Origin of the sequence: Sphingomonas sp. 22176, from assembly GCF_052045505.1 — a bacterium.
Classification (GTDB): Bacteria; Pseudomonadota; Alphaproteobacteria; order Sphingomonadales; family Sphingomonadaceae; genus Sphingomonas.
The window spans coordinates 452,681-470,223 of sequence record NZ_JBQEPL010000002.1 but is presented as its reverse complement, the minus strand read 5'-3'; the positions used below and the strand labels follow the sequence as shown (position 1 = coordinate 470,223).

General features: G+C 67.6%; 18 protein-coding genes. 15 read left to right on the top strand and 3 right to left on the bottom strand.

Annotated features, from left to right (window positions below):
- Positions 1-4: 4 nt before the first annotated feature.
- The gene (locus ACTJKY_RS10045) at positions 5-394 is read right to left on the bottom strand and encodes a hypothetical protein (RefSeq protein WP_440845806.1); all 390 of its coding nucleotides are present in this window, start codon (positions 392-394) and stop codon (positions 5-7) included.
- An 82-nt stretch (positions 395-476) separates the two neighbouring features.
- On the opposite strand from ACTJKY_RS10045, the gene ACTJKY_RS10040 reads away from it, so the two are divergent.
- From ACTJKY_RS10040 to ACTJKY_RS09995, 10 genes are all read left to right on the top strand, one after another.
- Positions 477-1,682 (top strand): sensor histidine kinase, encoded by a 1,206-nt coding sequence (locus ACTJKY_RS10040; protein ID WP_440845805.1) that lies wholly within the window; start codon positions 477-479, stop codon positions 1,680-1,682.
- A gap of 88 nt (positions 1,683-1,770) precedes the next feature.
- Positions 1,771-2,802 carry a substrate-binding domain-containing protein gene (locus ACTJKY_RS10035; RefSeq protein ID WP_440845804.1) on the top strand — a complete coding sequence of 344 codons (1,032 nt, stop codon included), beginning with the start codon at positions 1,771-1,773 and terminating at the stop codon, positions 2,800-2,802.
- Positions 2,803-2,842: 40 nt separating this feature from the next.
- The gene (gene pstC / locus ACTJKY_RS10030) at positions 2,843-4,219 is read left to right on the top strand and encodes a phosphate ABC transporter permease subunit PstC (RefSeq protein WP_440845803.1); all 1,377 of its coding nucleotides are present in this window, start codon (positions 2,843-2,845) and stop codon (positions 4,217-4,219) included.
- Positions 4,212-5,510: a phosphate ABC transporter permease PstA gene (gene pstA / locus ACTJKY_RS10025; protein ID WP_440845801.1), complete on the top strand. Its 1,299-nt coding sequence runs from the start codon at positions 4,212-4,214 to the stop codon at positions 5,508-5,510. Before pstC ends, pstA begins: the two co-directional genes overlap by 8 nt.
- On the top strand, positions 5,510-6,286 hold the full coding sequence (gene pstB, locus ACTJKY_RS10020) for a phosphate ABC transporter ATP-binding protein PstB (protein ID WP_121078711.1): 777 nt from the start codon (positions 5,510-5,512) through the stop codon (positions 6,284-6,286). The genes pstA and pstB overlap by 1 nt, the downstream gene beginning before the upstream one ends.
- Positions 6,286-6,987 (top strand): phosphate signaling complex protein PhoU, encoded by a 702-nt coding sequence (gene phoU, locus ACTJKY_RS10015; RefSeq protein ID WP_440845799.1) that lies wholly within the window; start codon positions 6,286-6,288, stop codon positions 6,985-6,987. Before pstB ends, phoU begins: the two co-directional genes overlap by 1 nt.
- A 9-nt stretch (positions 6,988-6,996) precedes the next feature.
- Positions 6,997-7,689 (top strand): phosphate regulon transcriptional regulator PhoB, encoded by a 693-nt coding sequence (phoB, locus tag ACTJKY_RS10010; RefSeq protein ID WP_064314091.1) that lies wholly within the window; start codon positions 6,997-6,999, stop codon positions 7,687-7,689.
- A gap of 125 nt (positions 7,690-7,814) precedes the next feature.
- A complete protein-coding gene (locus ACTJKY_RS10005) occupies positions 7,815-8,273 on the top strand; it encodes a hypothetical protein (RefSeq protein WP_440845798.1) in 459 nt (152 codons plus the stop codon).
- Between the two features lie 103 nt (positions 8,274-8,376).
- Positions 8,377-9,267, top strand: a complete 891-nt coding sequence (locus ACTJKY_RS10000; RefSeq protein ID WP_440845797.1) for an SDR family NAD(P)-dependent oxidoreductase — start codon at positions 8,377-8,379, stop codon at positions 9,265-9,267.
- A 72-nt stretch (positions 9,268-9,339) separates the two neighbouring features.
- Entirely contained in the window at positions 9,340-10,452 is a 1,113-nt protein-coding gene (locus ACTJKY_RS09995) for a hypothetical protein (RefSeq protein ID WP_440845795.1), read from the top strand.
- Between the two features lie 37 nt (positions 10,453-10,489).
- Here the strand turns inward: ACTJKY_RS09995 and ACTJKY_RS09990 are convergent, their stop codons facing one another.
- Positions 10,490-10,828, bottom strand: a complete 339-nt coding sequence (locus ACTJKY_RS09990; protein ID WP_440845793.1) for a DUF2794 domain-containing protein — start codon at positions 10,826-10,828, stop codon at positions 10,490-10,492.
- A complete protein-coding gene (gene epsC / locus ACTJKY_RS09985) occupies positions 10,828-11,517 on the bottom strand; it encodes a serine O-acetyltransferase EpsC (RefSeq protein WP_440845792.1) in 690 nt (229 codons plus the stop codon). Before epsC ends, ACTJKY_RS09990 begins: the two co-directional genes overlap by 1 nt.
- Before the next feature lie 156 nt (positions 11,518-11,673).
- On the opposite strand from epsC, the gene ACTJKY_RS09980 reads away from it, so the two are divergent.
- From ACTJKY_RS09980 to ahpF, 5 genes are all read left to right on the top strand, one after another.
- Positions 11,674-12,447 carry a sulfite exporter TauE/SafE family protein gene (locus ACTJKY_RS09980; protein WP_440845790.1) on the top strand — a complete coding sequence of 258 codons (774 nt, stop codon included), beginning with the start codon at positions 11,674-11,676 and terminating at the stop codon, positions 12,445-12,447.
- Positions 12,448-12,533: 86 nt separating this feature from the next.
- The gene (locus ACTJKY_RS09975) at positions 12,534-13,748 is read left to right on the top strand and encodes an acyltransferase family protein (RefSeq protein ID WP_440845789.1); all 1,215 of its coding nucleotides are present in this window, start codon (positions 12,534-12,536) and stop codon (positions 13,746-13,748) included.
- Between the two features lie 108 nt (positions 13,749-13,856).
- The gene (locus tag ACTJKY_RS09970) at positions 13,857-15,086 is read left to right on the top strand and encodes an acyltransferase family protein (RefSeq protein WP_440845788.1); all 1,230 of its coding nucleotides are present in this window, start codon (positions 13,857-13,859) and stop codon (positions 15,084-15,086) included.
- A 167-nt stretch (positions 15,087-15,253) separates the two neighbouring features.
- A complete protein-coding gene (gene ahpC / locus ACTJKY_RS09965; protein WP_440845787.1) occupies positions 15,254-15,817 on the top strand; it encodes an alkyl hydroperoxide reductase subunit C in 564 nt (187 codons plus the stop codon).
- Positions 15,818-15,947: 130 nt separating this feature from the next.
- The gene (ahpF, locus tag ACTJKY_RS09960) at positions 15,948-17,528 is read left to right on the top strand and encodes an alkyl hydroperoxide reductase subunit F (RefSeq protein WP_440845785.1); all 1,581 of its coding nucleotides are present in this window, start codon (positions 15,948-15,950) and stop codon (positions 17,526-17,528) included.
- Positions 17,529-17,543: the final 15 nt, after the last annotated feature.

Here is a 17,543-nt window from a genome sequence, read left to right as displayed (position 1 = left end):
GCCCTCAGCCGCGCGGCATCTGCAGCGAGGCGAAGCAGGTGAAGCCGCTGGTCCCGCGCTGCAGGCGGCGGATGTAGTTGGTATAGGCGCGGCTCGCCTGCGGATCGGTGCCCGGCAGCGTGCCGCCGTTCAGCGCGCGCTTGACGTCCTGCGCCTTGAAGTTGCGCCCCGGAGCCGGAAAGGCACCGGGCGTGCGCGCGGGCACGACGCGGCCGTCGGACGCGATATAGCTGCCCGCGCGGCCCGGATCGGTCACCGGAATCTCGCACTGCATCACCGAAGCATTGGTCTGCGCCAGCGCCGGGCGGATCGAGACGATCGCAGCCGCACTCGCCGCGCCGAGCATCAATGCGCGCCGACGGGTCGGCAGGTCTTCGGATTTGGGATCGTCCATCGCACTCTTCTTCTGCGCCCGCGCCCATTTCGCAATCGTAAATACGGGCTCGTCTTGGGACGATTGCGCGCTAGAAGGCGCCATGCTTTCGGCCCATGGCTTCCGAATCAGCCTCGCACTGGGCGTCGTCGCGCTTTCGGCGGTCGTCGGGCTGTTGGCCGGGGGCGACCTGCAGCTGACCCTGGTGCTGCTGGTCGGCGCAATCGCCGCGGTGCTTATCGTCGCGATCGGCGGCGATCCCGCCCCCGCTCCCCGCGACGATGCCGCCGCAGCCGACCGCGACCCCGCCTTCGCCGAAGTGATCGAGGCAATCGCCGAACCGGTGCTGGTAACCGCCGCCACCCGCGTGATCGCCGCCAACGCCGCCGCCCGCGCGCTGCTGGGCGAGCATATCCTGGGCGAGGACGTCCGTCTGGCGATCCGCCACCCCGCCGCCGCCGAGCGCCTGCTCGATCCGGGCGAAGACCATAGCGCGCCGATCCACCTGGTCGGGCTAGGCACGCGCGAGCAGCGCTGGGAGATGCGCGTCCGCACGCTGGAGACCGGCGAGCGCGTCGTCCATCTCGTCGACCGCACCGGCAGCTACACGGCGGACCGGATGCGCGTCGATTTCGTCGCCAATGCCAGCCACGAGCTGCGCACCCCCCTCGCCTCCCTCCTCGGCTATGTCGAGACGCTGGCCGACGGCGCCGGCGAGGAGCCGGAGATCCGCGCCCGCTTCCTCAAGATCATGCACGACGAGGCGCGGCGCATGGACCGGCTGATCAGCGACCTGATCTCGCTCAGCCGGATCGAGGCGGAGAAATATCGCGCGCCGGCGGAGTCGGTGCAGCTCGCCGATTTGATCGACCAGGTCTGCACCGAGCTTTCGGGCAGCCCGCGCGCCGCCGATCTGGTGACCGAGATCGAGGGCGTGCCGCCGGTGCGTGGCGACCGCACCCAGCTCAGCCAGCTGCTCCACAACCTGATCGGCAACGCGATGAAATACGGTCGCGCCGGCACGCCGGTCACCGTCTCGTTGCGCAGCGAGGGCGACACGATGGTCCGCTTCGCCGTCGCCGACCAGGGCGAAGGCATCCCCGCCGAGCATATTCCGCGCCTGACCGAACGCTTTTATCGCGTCGATTCGGGACGCAGCCGCTCGCTCGGCGGCACTGGGCTTGGCCTCGCGATCGTCAAGCATGTGGTCGAGCGTCACCGCGGGCGGTTCGATATCGCGTCGACGGTGGGCGTCGGCACCACCGTCTCGGTGCGGCTGCCGATCGAACCGACTGTCATAAATTCGTAACGCGATTGCCGGATGGGCGGTGCGTGGGAAGCGAGGCGCAGACTCCGCGATCCGAAACACCGCCATCCTCGGGGAGCAAGAAGTGACGATGCTGGGTCGTCTAGCGCTGATCGCGTTCGGTACGCTCGCCTTGTCGGCGTGCGACGGCAGCGCCACGCGCGAAATCCGCGTCGTCGGCTCCTCCACCGTCTATCCCTTCACCACCGCGGTGGCCGAGGCGTTCGTCAACGCGCGCAGCGGCCGCAAGGCGCCGGTGGTGGAATCGATCGGCAGCGGCGCCGGCCTCCGCCGCTTCTGCGAGGGCGTGGGCGCGCAGTTCCCGGACATCGCCAACGCCTCGCGCCGGATGACGCGCAAGGAATATGATCGCTGCGAGGAAAACCAGGTCGGCGAGATACTGGAGATCGTCATCGGCCTGGACGGCGTGGCACTCGCCGAATCCAACCAGGGGCCGAAGCTCCAGCTCAGCAAGCGCGACGTCTATCTGGCGCTCGCCGCCAAGCCGCTCGGCAAGCCCAACACTGCGCGCACCTGGCAGGACGTGAACCCCAGCCTGCCGGCGATCCCGATCCTGGTGATGGGCCCGCCCTCGACCAGCGGCACCCGCGACGCCTTCGTCGAGCTGATGCTGGCGCCCGGCTGCCTGGAGGCCGATCCCAACGCCACGAAGCTCAAGGCCGAAGCCGATCCTTCGCACTATGATGCCGAATGCCGCCGCATCCGCGACGACGGCCCCTATGTCGACAAGGGCGAGAACGACAATCTGATCGTCCAGGGGCTGGCGCAGAACCCCAATGCGCTCGGAATCTTCGGCTATTCCTATCTCGAAGAGAACCGCAACCGCCTGCACGGCGTGCCGATCGAAGGTGTCGCCCCCACCTATGCGACGATCGCCGACGGCCAATATCCGGGTGCCCGCCCGCTCTACCTCTATGTGAAGAAGCGCCACCTCAAGGCGGTCCCGGGGCTCAAGGATTTCCTGACGCTCTACACCACGCTGTGGGGCCCGGGCGGTCCGCTGGTGAAGCGCGGGCTGATCGCAGCGCCCGAGGCGATGCGCGCGGAGATGGCGAAGCGCGTGGCCGATCTCACCCCGCTCGATCCGGCCGCACTCAAGTGACGCCGCCTTTCGCCCCCCATTTCGCTGAGTTGCTCCGCCGGTGAACCCCTTCGCGTTACTGTTCCTGATTCTCGGCTTGGGGCTGATCGGCTGGCTGACGGCGCGCGCCCGTGCGCTGCGCTTCGATCGCGGTGGCGCCAAGCGGCTGCATTCGCTGCCCGCACAGCATGGCTGGTTCGTCGGCATGTGGACGATCCTGCCCCCGCTGCTGTTCCTGGTCGTCTGGTCGGGGATCAGCCCGGGGCTGATCCGCCAGACCGTGCTGCAAAGCCCCGCCGCCGCCGGCCTGTCCGACTTCGCCTTCGAGCGCGACTCGGTGCTCGCCCAGGCGCGCGCCGTGGCCCAGAACCCGTACGAGACAGAGGCCGATCCCCTCGCCCGCCAGCTCGCCCCGGTAGTGCGCGCCGCCAGCAGCCGCTACGCCTGGACCGGCACGGCGGCGGCGGTGCTGCTCGCCTTTGCCGGCGCCGCCTTCGCGCTCAGCCGCATCCGCCCCGATTTCCGCGCCCGCTCCAAGGTGGAGCGCACGCTGATGATGGGGCTGCTGGTCGCCTCGCTGATCGCGATCTTCACCACCATCGGCATCTTCGTCTCGCTCTTCTGGGAATCGCTGCGCTTCTTCGGCCAGGTGCCGATCACCCAGTTCCTGTTCGGCACCCATTGGAGCCCGCAGGTCATCGACGCGAAGGACCCCGGCGCCTCGCTCGGCGCGGTGCCGCTGTTCTGGGGCACCTTCTTCATTGGCGCGGTTATCGCAATGCTGGTCGCCATCCCGTTCGGGCTGATGAGCGCGGTGTACCTCACCCAATATGCCTCGGCGACCACACGCCGCTGGATGAAGCCGACGCTGGAGATGCTCGCGGGCGTACCCACCGTGGTCTATGGCTATTTCGCCGCGCTGACCGTGGCCCCTGCCGTCCGCAAGCTCGCGGTGCTGCTCGGCGACCCCTTCGCCTCGTCCGAGAGCGCGCTGGCCGCCGGGCTGGTGATGGGCGTGATGATCATCCCGTTCGTCTCCTCGATGGCCGACGACTCGCTTGCCGCCGTGCCGACCTCGATGCGCGACGGCAGCCTAGCGATGGGCGCCACGACCAGCGAGACGATCTCGCGGGTGCTGGTTCCCGCCGCGCTGCCGGGCGTCGTGGCGGGCGTGCTGCTCGCGGTCAGCCGCGCGATCGGCGAAACGATGATCGTAGTGATGGCCGCCTCGGGCGCCGCAACGATCACGCTCAATCCGCTGCAGAGCGCCACCACCGTCACCAAGCAGATCGTCGACCTGCTGACGGGCGAGGCCGAGTTCGACAGCCCCAAGACGCTCGCCGCCTTCGCGCTGGGTCTGACGCTGTTCGTCATCACCCTGCTGCTCAACATCGTCGCGCTGCGCGTCGTGAAGAAGTATCGCGAAGCCTATGAGTAAGCCCGCCGCCCCGGCCGAGCGCCGGCCGACCGACTGGAAGAGCCCGGCGATGCAACGGCGCATCCGCCGCCGCTATGCGGCCGAGCGGTGCTTCCGCGTGCTCGGCGCGGGCGCGGTGATCCTTTCCGCGGCGTTCCTCGGCTTCCTGCTGCTGACCATGGTGGTGCAGGGCTGGCGCGGCTTCACCGTCACCGAACTGGCGCTGCCGATCGATCTCCGGGCCGACGGGCTCAAGATCGAGCGCAACCAGCTCGCCACCCCCGCCGCCGATCTCGCGCTGGCGAGCGCGGGTCTGGAGGATGTGGTGGACAATGCCGCCACGCGCGCCTTCGGAGCCGACGGCCCGACCTATCTCGCCCCCAGCGCCTGGCTGGCGGTGCGCAGCGCAGTGAAGCGCGATCCCGCGCTGCTGGAGCGCCGCGCGACCGTCTATGTCCCGGCCGCCACCGGCTTCGATCAGGCGCTGGTCGGCGACGGCGATCCGGCGATGGAGGCCGGCGTCGCACGGCTGACCAGCCAGGGCGCGATCCACCGCGGCTTCAACTGGGCGTTCCTCCGCGAGTCTGACTCGACCGATCCGGTCGCGGTCGGCGTGTGGGGCGCGCTCAAGGGCTCACTGCTCACCATGGCGATCACCTTCCTGATCGCCTTCCCGGTGGGCGTGCTCTCGGCGATCTATCTCGAGGAATATGCGCCGAAGAACCGCTGGACCGACCTAATCGAGGTTTCGATCAACAATCTCGCGGCGGTGCCCTCGATCATCTTCGGCCTGCTCGGGCTCGCGGTGTTCCTCGGCACCTGGCAGATCGGCGGGCACACGTTCGGCCCGATGCTGCCGCGCTCGGCGCCGCTGGTCGGGGGCGTGACGCTCGCGCTGATGATCATGCCCGTCATCGTCATCGCCAGCCGCAACGCGATCAAGGGGGTGCCGCCGTCGATCCGCGACGCCGCGCTCGGCATTGGCGCGAGCCCGATCCAGGTGGTGTTCCACCATGTCCTGCCGCTGGCCATGCCCGGCATCCTCACCGGCACGATCATCGGCATGGCGCGCGCGCTGGGCGAGACCGCGCCGCTGCTGCTGATCGGCATGCGCGCCTTCATCGTCACCGCGCCCGGCGGCTTCACCGATCCGTCGACGGTGCTGCCGGTGCAGATCTTCCTCTGGTCCGACGAGGTCAGCCGCGGCTTCGTCGAGAAGACGAGCGCCGCGATCCTGGTGCTGCTCGCGGTGCTGCTCGCGATGAACGGGCTCGCCATCTACCTCCGCAACAAGTTCGAGACCCGCTGGTAATGACCGTCGCCTCCCCCGCCCCCCACAAGATGTCGGCCCGCGGCGTCAGCGTGTTCTACGGCCAGAAACAGGCCGTGAAGGACGTCTCGATCGACGTCGACATGGACAAGGTCACTGCGTTCATCGGCCCGTCGGGCTGCGGCAAGTCGACCTTCCTGCGCACCTTCAACCGCATGAACGACACCATCGCCAGCGCGCGGGTGAGCGGCGAGATCACGCTGGACGGTGCGGACATCTACGCCGACGACATGGACGTGGTGCAGCTGCGCGCGCGCGTCGGCATGGTGTTCCAAAAGCCGAACCCCTTCCCGAAGTCGATCTTCGAGAATGTCGCCTATGGCCCGCGCATCCATGGCCTGGCGTCGTCCAAGAGCGACCTGGAAGGCATCGTCGAGCGCTCGCTGAAGCGCGCAGGGCTTTGGGAGGAAGTGAAGGACCGCCTCTCCGACAGCGGCACCGCGCTGTCCGGCGGCCAGCAGCAGCGGCTGTGCATCGCCCGCGCGATCGCGGTCGATCCGGAAGTGATCCTGATGGACGAGCCGGCCAGCGCGCTCGATCCGATCGCCACCGCCAAGATCGAGGAGCTGATCCACGAGCTGCGCGGGCGCTACGCTATCGTGATCGTCACGCACAACATGCAGCAGGCCGCCCGCGTCTCGCAGCGCACCGCCTTCTTCCATCTCGGCCAGCTGGTCGAATATGGCGAGACCGACAACCTCTTCACCGCGCCCCGCGAAGAGCGCACGAAGGACTATATCACCGGAAGGTACGGCTGATGGCAGGGGCCCACGAACATACGGTCAAGGCGTTCGATCAGGACATCAGCCAGCTGCGCGCGCTGATCTCGCAGATGGGCGGGCTTGCCGAACAGGCGATCTACGACGCGATGAAGGCGTTGCAGCGCGGCGACGAGGCGCTCGCCAAGACCGTGCGCAAGAAGGACAAGCAGATCGACGCGATCGAGGCCGAGCTGGAAAAGCTCGTCGTCCGCGTCATCGCGCTGCGCGCGCCGATGGCGGACGACCTGCGCGAGGTGATCGCCGCGCTCAAGATCGCCGCGGTGATCGAGCGGATCGGCGATTATGCCAAGAACATCGCCAAGCGCGTGCCGATGATCCATGCCGAGGGCGAGGAGCGGATCGAGGCGGTGTCGGTGCTGCCCGCGATGGGCCAGATCGCCGCCGACATGGTGCGCGCCGCGCTCGACGCCTTCTCGGCGCGCGACGCCAGGGCGGCGGCCGAAGTGCATGCCAGCGATACCGCGCTCGACGATTTCTACGATTCGATCTTCCGCACGCTGGTGACCTTCATGGTCGAAAATCCGCGCACGATCAGCCAGGTGGCACACCTGCTGTTCGTCGCCAAGAATCTGGAGAGGATCGGCGACCACGCAACCAACGTCGCCGAAATGGTCTATTTTGCCGCGACCGGGCACTATCTCGCCGATGCGGAAGCCGGCGAAAGCAGCGGGAGCTGAGGGGAACATATGGCACGGGTCAAGATGCTGCTGGTGGAAGACGATGCCGCGATCGCGGAGCTCGTCACCTGGCATTTCAAGCGCGAAGACTATGAAGTGAAGCACACCCCCGATGGCGAGGAAGCCCTGCTCCTCGCCAAGGAGGCGACGCCGGACATCGTGCTGCTCGACTGGATGGTCGAGGGGCTGTCCGGCATCGAGGTGTGCCGGCGCCTGCGCCGCATGCCGGAGACGGCGAACGTGCCGATCATCATGCTGACGGCGCGCGGCGAAGAGGAAGACCGCGTCCGCGGGCTCGAAACCGGCGCCGACGATTACGTCACCAAGCCCTTCTCGCCGCGCGAACTCGTCGCCCGCGTCGGCGCGGTGCTGCGCCGGGTGCGCCCGGCACTGGCCGGCGAGGCGCTGACCTATTCGGACATCGAGATGGACACGGTGGGCCACAAGGTCCGTCGCGGCGGCGAAGTGATCCAGCTCGGGCCGACCGAGTTCCGCCTGCTCAAGCATTTCCTCGAGCATCCCGGCTGGGTCTTCTCCCGCGAGCGGCTGCTCGATGCGGTCTGGGGGCATGACAGCGACATCGAGTCGCGCACCGTCGACGTCCATATCCGCCGCCTGCGCAAGGCGATCAACAAGGGCAACCGGCCGGACATCATCCGCACGGTGCGCTCGGCCGGATACGCGCTCGACGCGGGGAACTGAGCCGAACCAAGGGCGCGGCGGCCAGCCGTCGTCGCGCCCGATCTCCGCTTCCTGGAAACGTGGTTGCAACAAATTGCGTCCTGCGGACGTTCGCACCTCGTCTTTCATGAAGAAGGAGACACACAATGAAGTGGATGCTTCTCGCCTCGGCGATGGTCCTTAGCGGCACCGCCATTGCGCAGGATATGCCGGCGCAGCAGACGACGCCGGACCAGACCCAGGCACAGCCCGCCCCGCCGGCAGCCCCGATGCAGGGCCAGCCGACCCCGCAGACCGATCCCGCCGCCCCGCCCGCGCCGATGAACGGCACGACGGGTGCCGGCGAAGCCACGCCGCCGCCGCCGCCACCCCCGCCGCCGGGTTCGGGCGTGGCTCCCTCGCCGCCCCCGCCCCCGGGCACGACCGCACCGGGTGCGCCGCCTGCACCGCCCGCGCCTCCGGCACCGCCGGCACCGGCCGATGCAGCAGCCGCGCCCGCCCCGGCTGCAGCCGCCGCACCGCCGCCCCCGCCGTCGGATCCGGCCAGCTATCCGCGCTGCTCGCGCACCGTGAAGGACCATTGCCGCCAGCCCGGCGGCAAGTAAGGCCCCTACCTCCTCCCCTCCCGTCCGCGGGAGGGGAGCAAGGTTGGCGTCCCGGCCAACCTCCCCTAGGCTCTCCGCAAAACCTGTGTTGGAGAGCTTGCCCATGACCATCCGTTTCGACGACCGCGTCGCCATCGTCACCGGTGCCGGCGGGGGAATCGGTCGTGCCTACGCGCTGGAGCTCGCCAAGCGCGGCGCCCGCGTGGTGGTGAACGACCTGGGCGCGAGCCGCGATGGCTCCGGCCACTCCGATGCCGCCCGTGCGGTGGTTCCCGAAATCGAAGCGTTCGGCGGCGAAGCGATCGCCGATGGCGGCAGCGTCACCGATGCCGCGGCGATGGTCGCGATGGCCGAAGCGGCCAAAGCGCGCTGGGGCCGGATCGACATCCTGATCAACAATGCCGGCGTGCTCCGCGACAAGAGCTTCGCCAAGATGACGCCCGAGGATTTCGACTTCGTCGTCGACGTCCATCTGATCGGCTCGGCCAACGCCACCAAGGCGGTGTGGGAGACGATGCGCGAACGGGGTTATGGCCGCATCCTGATGACCGCGTCCTCGACCGGGCTGTTCGGCAATTTCGGCCAGGCGAATTACGGCGCGGCGAAGCTGGGCCTCGCCGGGCTCGCCAAGACGCTGCACCTCGAAGGCACCAAGCATGGCATCCGCGTCAACACCATCGCGCCGGTCGCGGGCACGCGGATGACCGAGGATCTCTTCCCCGAAGCCGCGTTCGCTGCTTTTGCGCCGGAGCATGTCGCGCCCGCCGCGCTGTTCCTGGTTTCGGAGGAAGCGCCGAGCAACATGATCGTCGGCGCCGGCGCGGGTGTGGTGCAGGCAGCCTATATCACCCTCACGCCAGGCGCGGTGCTGGCCGAGCCCACGCCGGAGTCCGTCGCCGCGCAATGGGCGCAGATCATCGACCGCACCGGCGAGATCGTGCCCGGATCGGGCGCCGAGCAGACCATGGCCATCCTCAGCAAATTGCAGCATTAGGCCTCCGCGCATCACCGTATTGCATCAGCAATACACTCGTGGCATTCTTCCAGGCACGAAGGAGGATTGCCGATGTATAGCGAAAGCGAACTGGCAGGCGCCGTGGAGGCGGGGGCACTTACCCCCGATGCCGCGACGGCGTTCCGCAACTATGTCGCCGCCAGCCGGGCAACGCCCGCGGTGGACGAGGAGCATTTCCGGCTGCTGAGCGGCTTCAACGACATCTTCGTCACCATCGCGGCGGCGCTGATCCTGCTGGCGATCGGCAAGCTGGGCGGCAGCCTGGTCGAGATGCTGACCGGCGGCGGCCCGGAGCCGCGGGTGCTCGGCGCGAACCTGATCGGCGGGGGTGCCGCGGTGGCGGCGACCAGTTGGATGCTCGCCGAATATTTCACCGCGCGGCGCCGGTTGGCGCTCCCCTCGATCCTGCTGCTGCTCGGTTTCGTCGGCGGCGCGGGTGCGACCATCGCGGGCCTGTTCGTGATCAACGGCCAGTGGCTCACCGACACGCTGAACCTGACCAGCCAGGTCGCACAGCAGCGCTTCGGCGGGGTGATCGCCGCCGTGGCGGGCAGCCTCACCGCAGCCGCGGCCTGGGTCCATTGGCGGCGCTTCATGGTGCCAATTACGGTGGCAGCCGGCGCGCTGGCCGTGGTCGGCGTATCCGTCGGCCTGATCCTCTCGATGATCCCCGCCGCCAAGGACTGGGTCAACGCGATCCTGCTGGTCGGCGGCATCGCGACGTTCATCGCAGCGATGCGCTGGGACATGACCGATCTCGAGCGCCGTACCCGCCGCGCCGATGTCGCCTTCTGGCTGCACCTCGCCGCCGCACCGCTGATCGCGCACCCGGTGTTCCACATGCTCGGCGTGTTCAACGGCGAGATCGGCGCACCGATGGCCGCCTTGGTCTTCGCGCTCTACCTGTTCTTCGCCTTCGTGGCGCTGGCGGTGGACCGGCGCGCGCTGCTCGTCTCCAGCCTCGCCTATGTACTGTGGGCGATGTACTCGCTGTTCCACCAGAGCGGTGCGGTGGAGCTGAGCGCAGCGTTCACCGGGCTGGTGATCGGATCGGCGCTGCTGTCGCTCTCCGCCTTCTGGCACCCGATGCGCCGGGCTGCGGTTGGGGTGCTCGGCGATTTCGCCCGGCGCCTGCCACCGACCCAGCAGGGCGCGATGGCCTGAGCCATATGCCGGCCCTCCCGTCGGGAGGGCCGGTACCTTATTCTTCCACCAGCTTCATCAGCCGCCGCTCGACCGGCGCCAGCACCGGGCCCAGCTCGTGCCCGCGCTTGAGCACCGCGCCGCTTTCGTTGATCAGCGCCCACATGCCCTGGCGATTGCGCAGCGACGGCCGCTTCTCGATCCGGAATTCAGGCCGCTCGGCGGCGCGGCGGAAGGCGGCGAAGGCGGCATAGTCCTTCTCGAACTGCATCGCATAATCGCGCCAATGCCCGGCGGCGACCATCCGGCCGTACAGATCCAGGATCCGGTTCAGCTCCAGCCGGTCGAAGCCGACCTGTTCGGGACGTGCGAGGGGAAGCGGGGTGACGGTTCCCATCAGGCCCGGTCGCGCTGCTCGGTGTCGACCGCACGCTCGGCGATCATCGCGTCGAGCCGCTTGCGCAGCGTGTCGAGCTCGCAGCGCATCAGCTCGAGCTTCTGGCTGGCGGGATCGAACGCGTCGCTGCACGGGGTGCCATAGGGCACGAAGTCCTTCTGCCAGGTGACGGCTTCCACCAGGGTCGGCTTGGCCGGGATGCCCACCATCACCGCGCCGGGCGCGACATCCTTGGTGACGACGGCGTTGGCGCCGATCCGCGCCCGCTCGCCTACCGTGATCGGCCCGAGCACCTGCGCGCCCGATCCGATGATCACGCCGTCGAGCAGCGTCGGGTGGCGCTTGCCGCCCACGCCGTTGTCCGGGCTGGTGCCGCCCAGCGTCACGCACTGGTAGATGGTGACATTGTCGCCGATCGTCGCAGTCTCGCCGATCACTACGAAACCATGGTCGATGAAGAAATTATGGCCGATCGTCGCGCCCGGATGGATGTCGATCGCGGTCATCCAGCGCGACCAGTGATTGACCAGGCGCGCGAGGAAGAAGAAGCGGCGGCGGAACAGCGCATGCGCGATCCGGTGATAGCCGAGCGCCCAGACCCCCGGATACAGCAGGATTTCGAACCGGCTGCGCGGTGCGGGATCGCGCGCACGGATCGAATCGAGATAGCGTGTGAGACGCTGGTACATGGCCGGACCCCTTTTGCAGCCCGCAAAATAGGGCGGCATTGCCGGGATTTCCAGCATCGCCCCGCCGCGGGCCGCCGCCGATCATAGACTATCGGGCTTGTAGGATTTCGCGGAACCCGCCATCTCGAATGGCCAATCGCCACAACAGGGGCATGGATGTTCGCCGGAATCACGCTCGCCGAAATGCTTCCCTATGTCGCCGTCGGTTTCGCCGCCCAATTGGTGGACGGTGCGCTGGGCATGGCCTTCGGCGTGATTTCCAGCACGCTGCTGGTGAGCGTGCTGGGCATCGCGCCCGCCACCGCATCGGCCGGCGTGCATCTGGTGGAAACGATGACGACCGGGGTATCGGGGCTCAGCCACGTCCTGCACCGCAACGTCAACTGGCGGCTGTTCGCGCGGCTGCTGATCCCCGGCATCATCGGCGGCGTGCTCGGCGCCTATGTGCTGACGACGCTCGATGCATCGGTCACCCGGCCGTTCGTGATGGCCTATCTCTCGGCGATCGGCCTGTATCTGCTGTTCCGCGCGATCCGCTTCACCCCGCATCATCGCGAGCCCAAGATCGTCGAGCCGCTAGGCCTGGCGGGCGGTTTTCTCGACGCGGCCGGCGGCGGCGGCTGGGGGCCGGTGGTGACCAGTAACCTGCTCGTCCAGGGCGCGCAGCCCCGCACGACGATCGGCACGGTCAACACCACCGAATTCTTCCTCACGCTGACGATCTCGGCCACTTTCCTGTTCCACGTCGGCGCGCAGGGCTTCACCCCCGATTTCTGGCATCCCGTGCTCGGGCTGCTCGTCGGCGGGGTGGTCGCGGCACCGTTCGGGGCGATGTTCGCCAAGCGCATGCCGGTGCGGCTGCTGCTCAGCCTGGTCGGCGTCGTGCTGACCGCGACCAGCGCGTTCAGCCTCTATCGCGCGCTCATCTGAGCCACGCCTGGGACGCACGGCGTGCAAAGTCGGCCACCGCATGATAGCCACGCGGACAATCTGCCGCGACAAGAGGTGCAACCTACGTGAGTTTTCCGGTCGACGCCTTCACGCTGGGCTTTTTCCTCTTCTACCCGCTTTCGCTCCTCACCGCGATGCTCGCGGGGGGCGCGCTGCGGCGGTTCGGCTTTCCGGTGCCCAAGGGGCCGCGCTTCGGCAATATCGACGGCCTGCGCGGCTTTCTCGCGCTGTCGGTGCTGAGCCACCATTTCTGGATCTGGACGCACGTGGTGCTGTTCGGCCAGCCCTGGACGGCGGCGGATCTGGCGATCGTAAACCAGCTGGGCGCCGGTGCGGTGGCCCTGTTCTTCATGATCACCGGCCTGGTCTTCTATCCCACCGCGCTCAAGGGGATCGGCAACGTCTTCTGGCCCAAGGTCTATATCGGCCGTTTCTTCCGCATCGTGCCGCTGGTGGCGGTGTCGTTTTTGCTGATCTCGTTGGTGATCATGGTGCGGACCGGCAGCCGGCCCGACGCCGCTTATCCCCGCGCGGCGGTGGAATGGATCAGCGCGCACCGCGAGGTGCCGATCATGGGCTATGCCGATAGCGGGCTGGTCAACGCGCTGGTCCTGTGGTCGCTGTGGCAGGAATGGCTCTTCTACCTGATCCTGCTGCCTGTCGTGGCGCTGGGCCTGCAGATCGCCAGCATGGTCAAGCTGCCGAGCTGGTCCGTACCGGTGGCGGTACTGCTGGTGGGCACCCTCTCCCATCTCCTCCAGATCGGCACCGGCCTGCTGGCGTTCTGGCCGCTCTTCGCCGCCGGCATGCTCACCTATGAGCTGTGCGCCCGCGATTCCATCCGGCGCTGGCTTGCCTCCCGTACTGCGGCCGTCCTCGCCACCCTGGCGATGATCCCGGCGGTGACGCTGGCGCACCACGCGCTCAGCCCCGCCTTCTTCCCCTTCGCCTTCTTCTTCTGCTGCGTCGCTGCCGGCAATCGGTTCGGCGGCCTATTCGCGCTGCCCGGCGCGGCCGTGGTGGGCGAGATCTCGTTCGGCATCTATCTGCTGCACGGCATCCTGCTCAACCTGCTGTTCGTCGACGGCGCCCACATCCTGCGGACCCTCCCCCTGGCGGCGCTGCCGCTGTTGATCCCCGTGCTCGCGGTGATGATCGTACTGATCACGGCGGCGACCTATCTGCTGATCGAGCGCCCCGCCTGGCGCTTCGGCAAGCGCCTGGGCGAACGGCTTCGTCCGACCCGCTCGCCGGCGCCGACGACAGCACCAGCGCCTTAAAACGTCGCGGCGCCAAATCGATCTTTCGTTACACCGCCAGTATCTATTCCAATCTAAAGATGAAAATGCTATGCCGTCTGACGAACCGGGGGTCAGGGGGCAAGGCGAATGGTGGAGTCGATCTCCAGCGGTGGACCCGCGCGTGCAGAACGCCCCCGCTTTTTAGCGCTCGACAGCCTTCGCGGCATCTGCGCTTGCATGATCGTCCTGTTCCACCTTCACTCCACCGGCGTCATCACCAACTCCAGCCTGGTGCACAACAGCTGGATGTTCGTGGACTTCTTCTTCGTTCTCAGCGGCTTCGTCATCTCTTGCGGCTATCTTGACCGGTTGCGTTCGGGATATTCGATCCGCCGGTTCATGCTATTGCGCCTCGGCAGGGTCTATCCGCTGCACATCGCCATTCTTGGCCTGTTTTTCACGGTGGAGATTGCAGGGGCAGCCCTGGGAACGGCGGGACTCAGCGCCCGCACACCTTTTTCGGATCCGCGAACGCTGGGCGAACTCGCCAGCTCGCTCGCGCTCGTCCAGATTTTCTGCGGCTTCCCCTCGATCGTCTGGAACGGACCGAGCTGGAGCATCGCCGCGGAGCTGTGGACCTATCTGCTGATCGCGCTGCTGTTCCGCGCCTTTCCGCGCTGGACGGCACCGATGGCGACAGGCCTGGCGCTCACGGCGGGGCTGGTGCTGGCGCTTGCCGGTCCGCTCGCCTGGGATCCGGCGACCGCCTATGCTTTTGCTCGCTGTATCCTGGGCTTTTCGCTGGGCGTTCTCGCCTGGATGCTGGTCGCGGCGGTGCGCTGGCCCGCTCTCGGGCTCGGCCTGGCGACGGCGCTGGAAGTCGTGGCGACGCTGGGCTGCTGCGTGATGGTCGCCGCCGGCGCCGTGCCGATCCTGGCGCCGCTGCTGTTCGCGGCGACGGTGGTTCTGTTCGCAGCCGAACAGGGCATGGTCAGCCGCCTGCTGAAGCTGCGTCCCTTCGTGATGCTCGGCACGCTCTCCTATTCGATCTACATGGTGCACAGCTTCGTGCTCGCGCGCAGCCTGGACGTGCTGGCGGTCGGGGGCACCCTGCTGCATCACCCCCTGGTGGAGACGCGCTTCGGCACCAGCGGCACCTTGAAGACGCTGACCTTCGCGCCCGATCTGATGACCTTCGTCGTCCTCAGCATCGTCGTGCTGTTCTCCGCGATCACCTATCGCTGGATCGAGGCGCCGGCGCGCGATGCCTCGCGCAAATGGCTTTCGCGCCGGGGATCGGACATGCAGCCGCAAGCGACGACCGACGCGACGCCGCGCCCCGATCGCGATCCGATCGCGGCAACCTTGGTAGCCTGACCCCAAGCGTCCGGCGCAGGATCGCACGCTCGCCGACGTCGATCAAATTTCCGCTATTGAGTGACGCACTCGATCAACCCAAGCGGGTCTTCCAATTTCCCATCGGCGACTCCGCCCCCTATATCCGGCTTCGCAACAGCAACCCCCGTTCTGGAGGAACAAAAATCATGGCTCTCATCGGCAGCACCATCAAGCCGTTCACCGCACAGGCCTACAAGGAAGGCAAGTTCGTCGAAGTCACCGACGCCGACGTGAAGGGCAAGTGGGCAGTCTTCTTCTTCTACCCGGCCGACTTCACCTTCGTGTGCCCGACCGAACTGGAAGACCTCGCCGATATCTACCCGACCCTGCAGGGCATGGGCGTTGAAGTCTATTCGGTCTCGACCGACACCCACTTCAGCCACAAGGCGTGGCACGACACCTCGCCCGCGATCGGCAAGATCAACTACTACATGCTCGGCGACCAGAACCACACGATCTCGAACAACTTCGACGTTCTGCGTGCGGGCCAGGGCCTTGCCGACCGCGGCACCTTCGTGGTGGACCCGGACGGCGTGATCCAGATCATGGAAGTCACGTCGGAAGGCGTCGGCCGTAACGCCACCGAGCTGCTCCGCAAGATCAAGGCCGCACAGTACATCGCCGCGCACCCGGGCGAAGTCTGCCCCGCCAAGTGGGAAGAAGGCGCCGAGACCCTCGCGCCGTCGCTCGACCTGGTCGGCAAGATCTAACAACCGGTCCTCTCCGGAGGATCGAGAACTACGGCGCCCGCCCCTGCCCCCTTGCGGGCGCCGGTTGCGCCCCGGAGCGGATCCCCCCTCCGCTCCGGGGCGTTTTAGTAGAAGATACAGGAGTTTTCCCATGCTCGACGCCAACCTGACGCAGCAGCTCAAGGGCTATCTCGTGAACATCCGCGAGCCGATCGAGCTCGTTGCCAGCCTGGGCGACGACGCCAAGTCGCGCGAGCTGGGCGAGCTGCTGGCGGCCATCGCCGCGCTTTCCGACAAGATCGACCTCGTCCACGCCGACGACCGTCGCAAGCCCAGCTTCATGATCCGCCGCAAGGGCACCGATATCGGCGTGCGCTTCGCCGGCATCCCGATGGGCCACGAGTTCACCAGCCTCGTGCTCGCCCTGCTCCAGGTCGGCGGCCACCCCAGCAAGGCGGCGCAGGAGCTGATCGAGCAGGTCCGCAACATCGACGGCGACTTCACTTTCGAGACCTATTTCTCGCTGTCGTGTCAGAACTGCCCGGACGTGGTGCAGGCGCTGAACCTGATGGCCGTTCTCAACCCGCGCATCCGCCACACGGCGATCGACGGCGCGCTGTTCAAGGAAGAGGTCGAGGGCCGCAAGGTCATGGCCGTGCCGACCGTCTACCTGAACGGCGAGCCCTTCGCCTCGGGCCGGATGGACCTGGAGCAGATCGTCGCCAAGATCGACACCGGCGCCGAAGCCCGCGCAGCCGAGAAGATCAAGAGCAAGGATCCCTTCGAGGTGCTGATCATCGGCGGCGGCCCGGCGGGCGCAGCTGCGGCGATCTACACCGCGCGCAAGGGCATCCGTGTCGGCATCGCCGCCGAGCGCTTCGGCGGCCAGGTGCTCGACACCATGGGCATCGAGAACTTCATCTCGGTCTCGCACACCGAAGGGCCGAAGCTGGTCGCGCAGCTCGAGCAGCATGTGAAGGACTATGACGTGGACGTCATGAACCTGCAGCGCGCCGAAAAGCTGATCCCTGCCAAGCGCGAAGGCGGCCTGCACGAAGTGGTACTGGCCAATGGCGCGAGCCTGAAGGCCAGGGCGATCATTCTCTCCACCGGCGCGCGCTGGCGGCAGATGAACGTGCCGGGCGAGAACGAGTACAAGAACAAGGGCGTGGCCTATTGCCCGCACTGCGACGGCCCGCTGTTCAAGGGCAAGCGCGTCGCGGTGATCGGCGGCGGCAACTCGGGTGTCGAGGCCGCGATCGATCTGGCTGGCATCGTCGCGCACGTCACGCTGATCGAATATGACAGCCAGCTGCGTGCCGACGCGGTGCTGCAGCGCAAGCTAGCCAGCCTGCCGAACGTGAAGATCCTCACCTCGGCGATGACCACCAAGGTCAACGGCGACGGCGAGAAGGTGTCGGGCCTCAGCTACAAGGACCGCAACAGCGGCGCCGAGCACGACATCGCGCTGGAAGGCATCTTCGTCCAGATCGGCCTGGTGCCGAACACCGAGTGGCTGAAGGACGCGGTGGGGCTCACCACCCGCGGCGAGATCGAGATCGACGCGCGTGGCGAGACCAGCCAGCCCGGCATCTTCGCGGCGGGCGACTGCACCACCGTGCCGTACAAGCAGATCGTGATCGCGATGGGCGCGGGTTCGACCGCGGCGCTCTCAGCCTTCGACTACATGATCCGCCTGCCGGAAGAAGAGCTTCAGGCTGTTGCCGCCTGAGCCCTCTCCCCCTCC